The organism is Pontixanthobacter sp., from assembly GCF_049682855.1.
Taxonomy (GTDB): Bacteria; Pseudomonadota; Alphaproteobacteria; order Sphingomonadales; family Sphingomonadaceae; genus Pontixanthobacter.
In genome coordinates, this window is record NZ_JBAUIK010000016.1 from 206925 (window position 1) to 220329 (window position 13405).

At 54.0% G+C, this 13405-nt stretch carries 12 protein-coding genes; 5 read left to right on the top strand and 7 right to left on the bottom strand.

All coding sequences use genetic code 11. The annotated features are described in order from the left end of the window. Positions 1-145: 145 nt before the first annotated feature. The gene (locus WA922_RS10970; protein WP_424771740.1) at positions 146-1351 is read right to left on the bottom strand and encodes an exo-beta-N-acetylmuramidase NamZ family protein; all 1206 of its coding nucleotides are present in this window, start codon (positions 1349-1351) and stop codon (positions 146-148) included. After that, the gene (locus WA922_RS10975) at positions 1348-1869 is read right to left on the bottom strand and encodes a hypothetical protein (protein WP_424771741.1); all 522 of its coding nucleotides are present in this window, start codon (positions 1867-1869) and stop codon (positions 1348-1350) included. The genes WA922_RS10970 and WA922_RS10975 overlap by 4 nt, the downstream gene beginning before the upstream one ends. Positions 1870-1963: 94 nt before the next feature. Here WA922_RS10975 and tyrS point away from each other — a divergent pair, with 94 nt between their 5' ends. From tyrS to cysK, 4 genes are all read left to right on the top strand, one after another. Beyond that, positions 1964-3193 (top strand): tyrosine--tRNA ligase, encoded by a 1230-nt coding sequence (tyrS, locus tag WA922_RS10980; protein WP_424771742.1) that lies wholly within the window; start codon positions 1964-1966, stop codon positions 3191-3193. Positions 3194-3303: 110 nt separating this feature from the next. Next, entirely contained in the window at positions 3304-3642 is a 339-nt protein-coding gene (locus WA922_RS10985) for a PilZ domain-containing protein (protein WP_424771743.1), read from the top strand. A gap of 59 nt (positions 3643-3701) precedes the next feature. After that, positions 3702-4994 carry an MFS transporter gene (locus WA922_RS10990; RefSeq protein WP_424771744.1) on the top strand — a complete coding sequence of 431 codons (1293 nt, stop codon included), beginning with the start codon at positions 3702-3704 and terminating at the stop codon, positions 4992-4994. Beyond that, on the top strand, positions 4991-5911 hold the full coding sequence (gene cysK / locus WA922_RS10995; RefSeq protein ID WP_424771745.1) for a cysteine synthase A: 921 nt from the start codon (positions 4991-4993) through the stop codon (positions 5909-5911). Before WA922_RS10990 ends, cysK begins: the two co-directional genes overlap by 4 nt. A 220-nt stretch (positions 5912-6131) precedes the next feature. Here cysK and WA922_RS11000 read toward each other — a convergent pair whose 3' ends face one another. The 5 genes from WA922_RS11000 to WA922_RS11020 all read right to left on the bottom strand — a co-directional run bounded on the left by WA922_RS11000 (position 6132) and on the right by WA922_RS11020 (position 12653). Then, entirely contained in the window at positions 6132-8471 is a 2340-nt protein-coding gene (locus tag WA922_RS11000) for an EAL domain-containing protein (protein ID WP_424771746.1), read from the bottom strand. A 310-nt stretch (positions 8472-8781) separates the two neighbouring features. Further along, entirely contained in the window at positions 8782-10587 is a 1806-nt protein-coding gene (locus tag WA922_RS11005) for an acyl-CoA dehydrogenase C-terminal domain-containing protein (protein WP_424771747.1), read from the bottom strand. 19 nt (positions 10588-10606) lie between these two features. After that, the gene (locus WA922_RS11010) at positions 10607-11065 is read right to left on the bottom strand and encodes a MerR family transcriptional regulator (protein WP_424771789.1); all 459 of its coding nucleotides are present in this window, start codon (positions 11063-11065) and stop codon (positions 10607-10609) included. A 31-nt stretch (positions 11066-11096) separates the two neighbouring features. After that, entirely contained in the window at positions 11097-11477 is a 381-nt protein-coding gene (gene hisI / locus WA922_RS11015) for a phosphoribosyl-AMP cyclohydrolase (RefSeq protein ID WP_424771748.1), read from the bottom strand. 327 nt (positions 11478-11804) lie between these two features. Beyond that, a complete protein-coding gene (locus tag WA922_RS11020; protein WP_424771749.1) occupies positions 11805-12653 on the bottom strand; it encodes a double zinc ribbon domain-containing protein in 849 nt (282 codons plus the stop codon). Between WA922_RS11020 and WA922_RS11025 the strand changes: the two genes are divergently transcribed. After that, the gene (locus WA922_RS11025) at positions 12647-13402 is read left to right on the top strand and encodes a methyltransferase domain-containing protein (RefSeq protein WP_424771750.1); all 756 of its coding nucleotides are present in this window, start codon (positions 12647-12649) and stop codon (positions 13400-13402) included. The genes WA922_RS11020 and WA922_RS11025 overlap by 7 nt on opposite strands. The last annotated feature ends 3 nt before the right edge of the window (positions 13403-13405 follow it).

Below are 13405 nucleotides of genomic sequence, written 5' to 3' on the forward strand. Positions count from 1 at the left end.
TGGTTAGATCATACATTAAATTGATAAAAATTTCGAATAATTCTCATCAAAAATTATCACATTAAAAGTTTGTTCAATGTTATAAAAATATCGTTTTGTATATAATCAAAGGATAATACATTTTCAAATAATCTACATGTTGCGTTTAATAGAGCAAGTACGGTGTATGTTTAGACCAGCTCGCCTCATCCTTACTCGCCAACACCTCCAAATCACCAGCCTCAGCCGCCGCATCATCAACCCATTGGCGCAACCCCGGCCCGCCATTGATCACGTCGATTGCCAGCACATCTTTGGTGTATTCATATTTGAAATCTAACCCCCGCCATAGTTCGTAATTGGGATAGAGGTTGCGGATCGCTTTGAAGGCGAGTGCTTGCAACCGCCACGGTGTGAATTTTGCATGATCATAATGCGGCCCCTCGGCGTGGATCATGAGCGCGCTGCATAGCTCTCCGGCATGTTTGTGGAAGGTTGGTTCGAAATAGCATTCGCGCAATATGCAGCCCTCCATCCATTGCGGAGCAAAGCGGTGCATTTCTGTGAGAACCGCCTTTGCATCGATGTCGGGCGCGCCGAACAGGACCTCGAGCGGGCGTGTGGTGCCTCTGCCCTCGCTCACAGTAGCGCCTTCGATCATCACCGTTCCGGCATAGGCGCGGGCCATATTGACGCTGGCGGCATTGGGGCTGGGATTGATCCAGATGCGGTCCTGCGGCCAGCCGTAGCCCGGGCCTTCTGGCTGCCAGCCTTCCATAGCGATGACACGGTATTCTACATCGAGTTTGAAATGGTCGATAAACCAATGGCCCATCTCGCCCAGCGTCAGCCCGTGCCGCATCGGCATTGGCCCCGAGCCAACAAAGCTCTCATATCCGGGCAGCAGGATAGTCCCCTCTACTGGACGGCCAGCGGGGTTGGGCCGGTCGAGCACCCACACTTCTTTGCCGCGTTTGGCGGCTTCTTCCAGCAGATAGAGCAGCGTGGTGACAAAGGTGTAAATCCGGCAGCCAAGGTCCTGCAGGTCAAACAGAAATACGTCTGCGCTCGACATCATCTGGCCAGTCGGACGGCGTACTTCACCGTACAGGCTGAACACAGGAATGCCGTAGACCGGATCGATCTCGTCCGGGGTCTCCACCATATTGTCCTGCTTATCCCCTTTCAGTCCGTGCTGCGGCCCGAATGCGGAAGTGACATTTACCCCCGCCCCGATCAGTGCATCGAGCGAATGGGTCAGATCCGCCGTAACCGAGGCGGGGTGCGCGACAAGTGCGACGCGTTTTCCCTCCAGCGGTTTGCGCAGATTGGGATCTGCCAGCAGGCGGTCAATACCGAACTGAACGCTCATTTGATGTTCTCCAGATGAAGTGCACGGCACACTTCGCTGTGAAATTCCGGCTTGCCCGTATCAAAGGCGAGCGCCCAGAATTGAATATGCCCTCCTACATCCTCGACAATGGCATTGAGAGCGATCTTTGCAGGTAATGGTAAGCTTGACGCTATGCTGGCTTCCAACTGCAACTGGTCTGCATCATGCGCACAGGCGACCGATATCGCCTGCACCGGAGCATCGCGGCTGTTGAGGCGGAAATCGTCAAAATCATAACAGGCCCAGCGGCTTGACGGGGACAGATTGAATTCGCGGTAATACTGCCCGCCATCGGGCTGCCAGAAAATCTCAAAGCAGGTCGTCTTCCACAGATTATCCATTCGCTCGCTGGGCGCGTGAACAGGTATTTTGATTTTCGAGATATCGCCATCGAGGCGGAAGCGGGCTTTGCAGCCCTGCTGTGTTGCTTCGATATTGCCGCTGACGCTGCGAATGGGGCCAGCGGAGCAATCGGGATGGAGGATTAATGTTTGCATATATCCGCCTATTGCCTAACCCAAAAGCACCTGCAACCCACTTACGAGGGGCACATTTGATTGCTAAGGCTCGCGGGCAAATCACAGGGTATATATGACCAGCTACACATCCGAACTTCTGCGCGTTCTCGACGAGCGCGGCTATATCCACCAGATGACCGATGCGTCAGCCTTGGACGCACTGGCCGCAAGGCAGATTGTGCCGGGCTATATTGGATTTGATGCCACCGCGCCTTCGCTGCATATTGGCAGCTTGGTACAGATCATGTTGCTGCGCCGGTTGCAGCAGGCCGGGCATAAACCGGTCGTTGTGATGGGCGGCGGCACCACGCGGATCGGCGATCCGACCGGGCGCGATGAAAGCCGCAAGATGCTGACAGATGATGTGATCGAGGCGAATATCGCTTCCATCCGCAAAGCCTTTGAGCAGCTGCTGGTGTTTGGTGACGGCCCAACAGATGCGGTGATGGTCAATAATCATGACTGGCTCGGTTCGCTTGGCTATATCGAATTGCTACAGAAAGTGGGGACGCATTTCACTGTCAACCGAATGCTGAGCTTCGATTCGGTCAAACTACGGCTCGACCGCGAACAGCCAATGACCTTCCTCGAATTTAATTATATGATTCTGCAGGGGTATGATTTTCGCCATCTTGCGCAGGTAATGGGTGTCCGCCTGCAAATGGGCGGCAGCGATCAATGGGGCAATATTATCAACGGCGTGGAACTTGGCCGCCGGATGGACGGGACGGAGCTGTTTGGTGTCACCACCCCGCTACTGACCACTGCCGATGGCGGAAAAATGGGCAAGACGGCCTCGGGTGCTGTATGGCTGAATGAAGATCAGTTGCCGGCCTATGATTTCTGGCAATATTGGCGCAATTGTGATGACCGGGATATCGGCCGTTTTCTGCGCCTGTTCACGGATCTGTCTCTTGCCGAGATTGCCAAGATGGAGGCGCTGGAGGGCAGCGAGATCAATGACGCAAAAGTCATCCTTGCCAATGAAGTGACCAGGCTCGTCCGGGGCGAGGATGCTGCTCGTTCGGCAGAGGCGACCGCCGCCGAAACATTTGCAGGCGGCGGTTCGGGGGCGGATCTGCCAACCTTATCAGTCGGCGCAGAGGGCATGAGGATCGGCGCGGCGCTGACTGCAATTGGGTTTGCTGCATCGGGCGGTGAGGCCAAGCGCAAGCTGGCGGAAGGCGCGGTCAAGCTTGATGAGGAAGTGATCGCTGATGCTGGATACCTGATAATGGCGAGCGAAGGCGAAACAAAAAAGATCAGCCTGGGTAAGAAAAAACATGCGATAATAACGCTGTAATCCGCAGAAATGCGTGAGCTGTACCAGATTGAGACAACAAAACTTTACAAAATATCAGGCTTTATAGCGCATTAGGGCTCTTCCACGCGATCAAGGAGGGTCATCGGCCAATGGGTGTCGGAGCACAACTGTCAGTCACGGATCTGCGGCGCGGAGCGCGGCATCCGGTTGACCATCCTGTGATCGCAGAACATGCGCAGCGCGGCGATATCAAACTGACAATTACCAATTTGTCTGCGCACGGCTTCATGGTTGATGAAGGGCCAAAAATGTCGCGCGGTGACCGCGTGGTTATTCGCTTGCCGATTATCGGCCGGATCGAAGCCTATGTCATCTGGACCCGCGAGCCACGTATCGGCTTTCAGTTTGAGCGAATTATCCGCTTCGACGAATTCATCAATGTCATTGACACCATCCAACCCAATCCTCGGCTGCGCAAAAGCCGGTAATTCGCACGCTCTCGAACTGATTGCTTGGCACCGGTAATTTCCTCTGCCAGTGCCACCGGGTGAGCCAACCGCCCCACCCATTTCGCATCCATAATTTCCGCGCCTATTGGGTATCGCGCCTGTGCATGACATTGGCGCAGTATGGCATGCTGCTGATTATTGGCTGGCAAACCTATAATATCGCACGCGACAGCGGCTTGAGTGTGGCGGCATCATCCGGCCAATTGGCACTGATTGGCCTGTTGCAATTTTTGCCGCTATTCATTTTGACGCCTTTTTCCGGGCTGGCGGCGGACATGTTCAATCGCCGCACCGTCGCGCGGCTGACAGTCGCTTTGCAGATGGCCTGTGCGGCATTGCTGGCATGGCTGACATGGAGTGATCAAATCACCCATACAGGCCTGTTTGGTGTGGCAATTCTACTCGGAATTGCGCGGGCGTTTGCAGGGCCTGCGCTATCAGCACTCGCCCCCAATCTCGTGCCCAAGGCCAGTCTGCCGCAAGCCATCGCCTTATCGTCGATCGCATGGCAGACGGGTATGATCGCGGGGCCTGCTATGGGGGGCTATTTTTATGCTTGGGTGCCTGCCCTTCCCTACGCTGCATCATTCGGGCTGTTTGCGATATCGCTGGCTGCACTGACCACAATAGGCGATGTTCCGCGCAGCGTTACCCAGGCGGCGAGACGTCCCATCGGCCAGATTTTGGACGGTCTGCAATACGTCGTGCGTAACAAAATGGTGCTGGGCGCCATTACGCTTGATCTGTTTGCAGTGTTTCTGGCGGGAGCGACTGCGCTGTTTCCGGTCTATGCGCGCGATATTCTGGAAGTCGGCGAGCAGGGTCTGGCCCAGCTGGCGATGGCCCCTGCAATCGGTGCGGTTATTACAGCTGCGTTCTTCTCGTTTTTTCCGATCAGAACCCGTGTCGGGCCTAAAATGCTCGTCGCTGTGGCGGTCTTCGGGGTCGCCACAATCATCTTTGGCATGTCTACTTACATGCCGTTGTCGCTCGTGATGCTGTTTATTGTTGGCGCGGCAGATATGTTCTCCGTCTATATCCGGCAGTCCCTCATTCAATTACACACGCCCGATGATAAACGCGGCCGCGTATCTTCTGTATCAATGATGACGATCTCCGCCTCCAACGAATTTGGGGATTTTTTCTCGGGCACCCTCGCATATTTCATCGGTCCCGTTCTGGCGGTTGTGCTTGGCGGTGCTGGCGCGATCATCACCGTTGCTGTCTGGAGCCAGCTATTTCCTGTGCTGCGGACGACGCGCACCTTTGATCCGCCTGAAGAGTTCCTAGATAGTGACCAAGAAAGATTGTCTTCAGGAGAGAAAAGATGAAAGCCGATTCCGTCCTCGCCACCATTGGCAACACCCCGCATATCCGGCTTGCACGCATGTTCCCGGATTATGAGGTGTGGGTGAAGTCTGAACGCGACAATCCCGGCGGTTCGATCAAGGACCGGATCGCTTTGGCAATGGTTGAGGCTGCGGAGGAGGCAGGCGAGCTGAAGCCGGGCGGCACCATTATCGAACCGACCAGCGGCAATACCGGTATTGGGCTTGCGATGGTCGCGGCAGTCAAGGGCTATAAGCTGGTTCTGGTCATGCCAGAATCTATGTCGCTAGAACGGCGCCGACTGATGCTCGCCTATGGTGCGACATTTGATCTCACTGACAAAGCGAAAGGCATGAAGGGCGCAATCGAACGCGCGACAGAGCTGGTGTCGCAAACAGATGGCGCATGGATGCCTGCGCAGTTTGACAATCCCGCAAATGTTGCGGTGCACATCCGCACCAGCGCGCAAGAGATCCTGACCGATTTTGCCGATGAACCGATTGATGTGATGATTACCGGTGTCGGAACGGGCGGGCATCTGACCGGCTGCGCAGAAGAATTAAAACGACACTGGGCAAATATGAAAGCCTATGCGGTGGAGCCTGAGCAGTCCCCCGTCATCAGCGGCGGGCAACCGGGCCCCCACCCGATTCAGGGTATCGGCGCAGGCTTCATCCCCGGTAACCTTCACACGCAAGCGATTGACGGCGCCATCCCCGTTGACGCCGACGCAGCCAAAGACATGGCTCGCCGCTGCGCGGCTGAGGAAGGCTTGCTCGTCGGCATTTCCAGCGGCGCAACTCTGGCCGCGATTGCAAAAAAGCTGCCGGAGCTTCCCTCAGGTTCGCGGGTGCTGGGCTTTAATTATGATACAGGTGAACGGTATTTGAGCGTACCGGATTTCTTACCGGAAGCATAAAGCGAACGTATCTGCGCTCTAGAAACGCAGAAAATCAACCCTTTATGCCGAAAAAAGAAAGCCCCGGTTTTCACCGGGGCTTTTCAATTTCAGAAGTTAAGCGAATTAACGCCGGCCGAACAGCTCCATGAAATAGTCCCACATAACGATCTCCTTTGTAAACGCAAAATCTCTGCGCTAAATACATCGTTAACATATATTAAGGATATTGCAAGGGCTGCTAAGCGGCAATACGTCCTCGATAGATTTTCCCGAGCAATTCCCGGATCGGTATTGCGCCCGAATAGAGAAATCCCTGTGCCCGCTTGCATCCCAAGGATGCCAGCATGTCGGCTACCTCTTTGGTTTCCACACCCTCTGCGATAACGGTTCGGTTTAGAGCTGCCGCCAGATTGATGGTCGCAATCACCACTGCCTTGTCATCGGCCGACTGGTTCATATTTGTGACAAATTGACGGTCAATTTTGATTTCCGAACTTGGAATACGTCTGAGATAATCAAGATTAGATTGACCGGTCCCAAAATCATCAATCGACAATTCTACATTCATCGAATGTAATTGAGACAGAGTCTCTGCCGCTCTGCTGGCATCGAGCGGCGCGGTTTCAGTAATCTCAAGCATTAGATTCCCCGCTGGAAAACCGCTCCTGCGTAGCTGTGCTTTGAGCTTTGAGACAAACGTATCGTCAGAAAGAGATTTCGCCGATATATTAACCGAAAGTTTGAAATAGGGGTTCAATTCGATAGCGGCACACGCCTCTCCAAGCGCGATCTCCAAAACGCATTCTGTCAGCTTTGCGATCCGTCCATGCTGCTCTGCAAGCCTGATGATCTTTTGCGCCGGCACTTTGCCAAAATCAGAATGTGTCCAGCGCAGAAGAGCTTCGGCGCCAAATATGGCGCCATTGGCTATCATCACTTTGGGCTGATAGCCAAGCACGATGGTATGCTGTTCTATGGCGCGATCAAGATCTGACAGCAATTCGGTTTGCTCATTGCGTGCAGAAAGATAATGGCTGTCAGCCACTTTGACCGCTGACTGCGTCTCAGCGGCATCTTCCGCGCATTGAATGGCATTCTGGATACGGTCATTGGCAGAGATATCGTGATTGGTATCGCAGCCGACCGCTACGGAAAAATTCACGCTCTGACCTTTAATAAGTATTCCGCTTTGGAAGATAGCCTGAATTCCCATTAAGTGGTCCGCAATTTCGTCAGGTCCGACTTTAGGTTTAAGCCAGATAATTGTATTATTTTCAAAAGCGAGCCGCGAAGTATCTTCAGACGCTTCAATCCGATCTGCCACAAACTCAATTATTTCGTTGGATTTTAATGGCGCCAATGAAGAACATAAACTGTTAAGGTTCCGCATTTTCAGGGCAAAGATATCTTTCTCTTTCAAGCCATTCGATTGTGTCAAAAGCGCAGATACCCTTAAATAGCTGGTGTCATCGGAAAAATGCTTGCGAGAAACACGCCCCAGCAACCCATATCCAATTAGCATGCCAAGAACACCAGGCATGATATCGATGTTGATTCCAGCACTATCAAGGGGCAGTGGAAGCACGACGACAAACAACATTGTGGCCCAAAAAGCTTGTCGGGAGGGCTTCCGACGCCCCGACTGTATGCCGATGAGTAACAGGATCAGACAGGCCGTTGGCCCCCATCCCAAATCTATTGGACGTCTTTCAGATAGAGTATGTGCTCCCAACACGTGAAAATAAGCGCCAGAAATTCGTTTGCCGAAGGGAAGGCTTTTAAAATCGTCAGAGCCGAGATACGTATCGGTGATAATAAAGCTTTTGCCCGCAATATCTGTTCGGGACATACGATAATTCAAGATATCAATGAAGCTGGTGGTTGGTATCTGTTCCACGTCGAAAGCAAAATCGGGACGATAAACGATTGCGGGGCCATCATAATCTGCAAGAAACGATGAAATTGAAGGGATATTTTGATCCCAAATAGCCGTTTCTGTCGGAAAACTAACCGATAGGCTTAATGGGCTGGATTTGCCTACCATAGACGCTAGATTTGCATGAGGACGTAAATTGGAATTGGGGATAAGAGCATCGTGCTGCTGCAGACCATTATCTATGGGTGGCGCAGCGCCCAAACGTACTTTTGAGCCATGTCTGGCAAGCGCGTCAGCAAAGATCATATCGTCCGCGATGTCTGATGGGTCAGCATAGGCGCGATCAAACACTATCGACTTTGCGCCATTGGCGAACAGGATATCAATCAGATCTGCGTTTTGAGCGCGCTTCGGTTCGCTGAGGCCCAATTCGCGCAATGTTCGGTCGTCGATCTCGACCAGCACAATATCCTGAGGCGGCGCCTTTTCCCGCAGTTCGGCCCGCACTGCACGGTAAGCGTCCTCAGCTGGCAATGGCAGTTCGATCAAACCGATAACGAGAGTCAGAATTGCGGTCACGACAAGGGCGATCTTGCGCTGCCGTGCACCGCTTACTTCGCGGCCACGACTCGGTAGTCTTCCAGCATGTTCGGGCTGGGTGTTCCCTTTGATCAGAGACCTTAAAAGTTCAAAAGCGCGCAATCACAGCTCGTCTAATGGTTGGACATTTTACATCCCTAGCTGATCGTTGCTAATAATTGGTAACCATATCCATCAGGATTTTTGCCGCAGGACGTCCGAACACCATAATGCGCGCTGTGCGGCCCAGTGTAAGACGGGATATCGGGCATAAATCGGTACCGTTGAGTACCGGTATACCCACGCCCGCTGACCGCGCTATCCTTGCATCGCGTCATTGCATGATCGTTATAAAAAACGGGTCGCCGGCCTTACCGACACCCCGCAGATGCACTTTATCATCCAAAATACGGCGTGCCGCATAAACCCTGTATCAGGCGGCGGTTAGAAAAGCTTCTTCACCCAGCGCCATCATGCTGTCGCAACCGGTTTCAATCTTGCGCCGCAGCGATCCGCAATCAGGCAGGAAGCGGTCACCAAAATAGCGTGCTGTGGCAATCTTGTTTTGATAGAATGCTGCGTCATCGGTTCCGGCATCCAGTTTTGCCTGCGCCACCGTTGCCATGCGCAGCCACATTAGCCCGAGCGAAACATTGCCCATGATGTGCATGTAATGATGCGCACCAGCGCCCAGGTGATCCGGGTTCGCCATGGCATTTTGCATGAACCACATAGTGGCGGCTTTCTGCTCACCGAGCGCCTTTTCGAGTTTCTCGGCAAATGGCGCAATTGTTTCAATATCCTTGGCGGCGACTATTTCTTCATCGACGGTGGCAAAGAAGGTCTGAATAGCCGCACCGCCATTCTGGGCGAGCTTACGGCCGCAAAGGTCCATTGCCTGCACACCGTTGGTACCTTCATAGATCATCGCGATGCGGCTATCGCGCACAAATTGCTCCATCCCCCATTCCTGAATATAACCATGCCCACCAAAGACCTGCTGCATGTTGGTTGCAACATCATATCCCTTATCAGTGCCGTAGCCTTTGATCACAGGCGTCAGCAGGCTGATGATCTGGTCCGCTTTCTCGCGATCTTCCTCGGTTGCGCCTTTATGCGTCAGGTCGACCTGCAACGCCCCCCACAATGCCAGCGCGCGCATTCCCTCGACATAGGCTTTGGCATCCATCAGCATCCGGCGCACATCTGCGTGGACGAAAATGGGGTCGGCGGGTGCCTCCGGCTCAGCTGGACCGCTAAGAGCACGGCCCTGACGGCGGTCCAGAGCATAAGCGACAGCGTTCTGATACGCGACCTCTGCCTGGGCATAGCCCTGTATCCCGACACCGAGCCGCGCGGCATTCATCATGATAAACATCGCGGCGAGGCCTTTATTTTCCTCACCAACCATCCAGCCTTTCGCGCTGTCATAATTCATGACGCAGGTCGAATTGCCGTGGATGCCCATCTTTTCTTCAATGGAACCGCATTGCAGCGTGTTGCGCTCACCCAGCGAACCGTCTTCATTTACGATGAATTTCGGTACGACAAAAAGCGAGATACCTTTGGAGCTGTTTGGTGCGCCGGGCGTCTTGGCGAGTACCAGATGGATGATGTTTTCCGCCATATCATGCTCGCCAGCGGAGATGAAAATTTTGGTACCAGTAATGGCGTAGGAACCGTCAGACTGCGGTTCGGCCTTGGTGCGGATCATACCAAGATCAGTGCCGCAATGCGGCTCTGTCAGATTCATGGTTCCGGTCCACTCATTGGCGATCATCTTGTGCAGATATTTTTCCTTCTGCTCGTCAGATCCCTTGGCGGTCAGTGCCGCAATCGCACCGCCGGTCAGGCCGGGATACATGGCAAAGGCCTGGTTTGCGGTGCCGACGAATTCCTCAACCACAAAGCCCAGGACGTGCGGCATACCCTGGCCACCGAATTCCTCTGGTTGTGCAATCGTTCCCCAGCCGGATTCTCGGTATTGTTCAAACGCTTCCTTAAAACCGGTCGGCGTTGTCACGCTGCCGTCATCGTGACGGGTGCAGCCTTCTTTGTCACCGATCTGATTGAGCGGCGCGAGCACTTCTGAACAAAACTTTCCAGCTTCGTTAACAACAGTGTCAATCATATCGGGCGTCGCATTTTCAAACCCGGGCAGATTGTTGTAGCTCGCCAGATCGAGAACTTCGTTAACGACAAAGCGCGTATCGCGCGTTGGTGCAGTGTAAGTAGGCATAATGTGTTCCTTTAGGTGATCAGCCTTTTCGGCTGTCGAGATCCAAATCTATGATGTCATCAATGAAGGCGGTCAGCTCTTTTATTGATGAGTCTATATCCGCACGTTGACGCCTTAGCTTTGCCACGTGATTGCGGCACTTCTCCACTGTCACACGGCGCTGTTCGACCCGGCCATCGCCGAGGTCATAGAGATCAATCATTTCACGGATTTCGACGAGGCTGAAGCCGACATTCTTTGCCCGCATGATCCAGGCCAGACGTGCTCTGTCCCGTTTTGAATATACTCGGGTAAGTCCCATGCGTTTGGGAGCGACCAGGCCTTCATCTTCGTAAAACCGAAGAGCACGGGCGGTGCAATCAAACTCTGTTGTCAGATCCGAAATGCTATATTGTTCGCGATCGAATTTGTCCGGACGTTCCAAATGCGCCCCGGCATGGGCTTCGCGGGCTGGCTTTTGGTCAGTATGCGTTGTCATGTCGCAATGGTAGCTACCCTTTACGTAAACGTCAAGCTGGCAATCTTTCAAGTCGTCCATCGCCAAGTCGCCGATAGAAACACGATTTCTCGCCGGTATGGCAGGTCGGCCCGGCGGGCTTGCACCGCAGTACCAAAGCGTCTTGATCACAATCAGTCAGTATTTCGCGCACTGCCAACACATGTCCCGAACTTTCACCCTTTCGCCACTGTTTTTTCCGTGACCGGGAATAAAAATGCGCAAAACCGGTCTCAATGGTACTGGCCACAGCCTCCGCATTCATAAATGCAACCATCAACACTGCATTGCTGTCATAATCCGTGACCACGGCTGTCAGCAGGCCGTGGGCATCGTATTTCGGCAGAAATTCTGTGCCGTGCTCTGGGGTAGACGATACGTTGGACTGGGTCATTACATCTGGCTTTCGCTAAGGGCCTGTTTAAACCCGATAGGCGGTGCAGTGCGGTTAACGCTATGTTGCACGATAACCACAGATATGGGTCAAAACATGTAATGCTGCAAGTTGGCTCTTTTACACCGAAGCAACCAGTGGAATGAGAGGCGCTCTTGAATACCGGTGCCGCAGAGTGCCAGGTTCAGGGGGTCAGGACGCAGCCTGTTTTTGAATGTGGCGCGCCTGTTGAACGATGAGGGATTGGATTGTGATGGCCATCAAGGGGGTTGGCCATCGGCGCTGCAAGGCACGTCCAGACATATTCGTCACGTGGCGCCCGAGGCCTTAGGCCTCGGGCGTTTTCGTTTCCGGCATAGCAGTATTCTGACCTCGCGCTTCATCGAGCACTCGTGAGAAACACGCGATTTTCACAGTCTTTGCGCCGCCTCGCTTAAGGGCTTTGACACAGGCATCGCTGGTGGCGCCGCTGGTTAAAACATCATCCACGAGAATGACTTGCGCCGCCTTCATGACGTCACTCTTGCGCGGATGAAGACGGATCGACCCTGATAACATGCGCTCTCTGCCTTTTCGCCCTAGACCGCCAAGCGGCTGAGTCCGCCGTGTCCTTCGTAGCCCATCGACCAGTAATGTCTGCCCGGTGGCCTTGGCAATGTGCTCCGCCAGCAATGCGGCCTGATTGAAGCCGCGATACCACAGCCTGGACCAGTGAAGCGGCACGGGGACGACCAACCATTCGCCTTCCAACTGCGGCAATTGCGCGATGATCAGCGGCGCAAGCATGCGTGACAGGGCGATACGTCGGCCATGTTTGAACGACAAAACCAGCGCACGCGATGCATGGTTGTACAGCGTGCCAGCCGCAATACCATCATGGCGCGGCGGATCGGCCATACACGGACCGCACACCATCGCCGCCTCCGAATAGTCAGCGGGAAACGGGCGTTGGCATGTGGTGCAGCATGGTTCGCCGGGAATTATCAGTTCGCTCCAGCACGGCGCGCAGAGCCCCTTCTGTTGCGCGATGGCAGTGCCGCATAAGGGACAGCGCGGTGGATAGACGAGATCTACTGCGGGTTTGACCGCATCAATGAGGACCTGGCGAAATTGCACCCTGCCATCATGTCGTGCTTGCGCTTGTTCAGCAAGCACGACAAAAGAGCGGGATGGCATCACAGCCCCCTCCAGCGATTTTTTGCCGGAAGCGCCGCGCCGCGAAATGGGCGCGGCTGGTAAGCCGTTCACAGGTGCCTGCTGCGGCTGATTATCTTCTTCGCGATGCGGTGGATGATGTCGTGGAGCGGATCGATTTCATGCAGACATCCCCGCATAAGGCACTGATTATAGGTGATTGGGCTGGCCTCTTGACGTCAGTTTTGAAAGCGCGCGGCACCGATGTGGAAAGTCGCCCGATCGGCGCATTTGATGAAGAGCGCCCGATTGAAAGCGGGCCATATGATCTTGTCATCCACCTGCTGGGCCTTGGCAGCGTAAACGATTTGCCCGGCGCGCTGATCCATAAAAAACACGCGCTGGCTGAAGGCGGTTTGATGATCGCTACATTCCCTGGCGCGGGCAGCTTGCCCAAATTGCGCGAGGCGATGCTAGCGGCAGATGGAGATAGACCAGCCGCGCGTATTCACCCGATGGTGGATAATCAATCCGCCGCAGGGTTGCTACAGCGTGCCGGGTTTAAGCGGCAAGTCGTTGATAGCCATACGCTTTCTGTCCGCTTTTCATCGCTCGACACGCTGGTGAGTGATTTGCGCGATCACGGGCTGAACAATGCGCTGAAAAACGCTGCCCCGCATATTGGCCGCGCAGGGCGTGACCGGGCAGAACGCGCGTTCAACGCCCTTGCTGATATCGACGGTAAGGTGACAGAGACCTTCGAGATAGTTACCCTAACTGGTTGGAAGTGAATG

Excerpts from the sequence above, each read along its gene's own strand:
- WA922_RS10970 (WP_424771740.1), bottom strand. The coding sequence starts at position 1,351 with ATGAGCGTTCAGTTCGGTATTGACCGCCTGCTGGCAGATCCCAATCTG.
- WA922_RS10975 (WP_424771741.1), bottom strand. The coding sequence starts at position 1,869 with ATGCAAACATTAATCCTCCATCCCGATTGCTCCGCTGGCCCCATTCGC.
- tyrS (WP_424771742.1), top strand. The coding sequence starts at position 1,964 with ATGACCAGCTACACATCCGAACTTCTGCGCGTTCTCGACGAGCGCGGC.
- WA922_RS10985 (WP_424771743.1), top strand. The coding sequence starts at position 3,304 with ATGGGTGTCGGAGCACAACTGTCAGTCACGGATCTGCGGCGCGGAGCG.
- cysK (WP_424771745.1), top strand. The coding sequence starts at position 4,991 with ATGAAAGCCGATTCCGTCCTCGCCACCATTGGCAACACCCCGCATATC.
- WA922_RS11005 (WP_424771747.1), bottom strand. The coding sequence starts at position 10,587 with ATGCCTACTTACACTGCACCAACGCGCGATACGCGCTTTGTCGTTAAC.
- WA922_RS11010 (WP_424771789.1), bottom strand. The coding sequence starts at position 11,065 with ATGACAACGCATACTGACCAAAAGCCAGCCCGCGAAGCCCATGCCGGG.
- hisI (WP_424771748.1), bottom strand. The coding sequence starts at position 11,477 with ATGACCCAGTCCAACGTATCGTCTACCCCAGAGCACGGCACAGAATTT.
- WA922_RS11025 (WP_424771750.1), top strand. The coding sequence starts at position 12,647 with ATGGCATCACAGCCCCCTCCAGCGATTTTTTGCCGGAAGCGCCGCGCC.
- WA922_RS11020 (WP_424771749.1), bottom strand. The coding sequence starts at position 12,653 with ATGCCATCCCGCTCTTTTGTCGTGCTTGCTGAACAAGCGCAAGCACGA.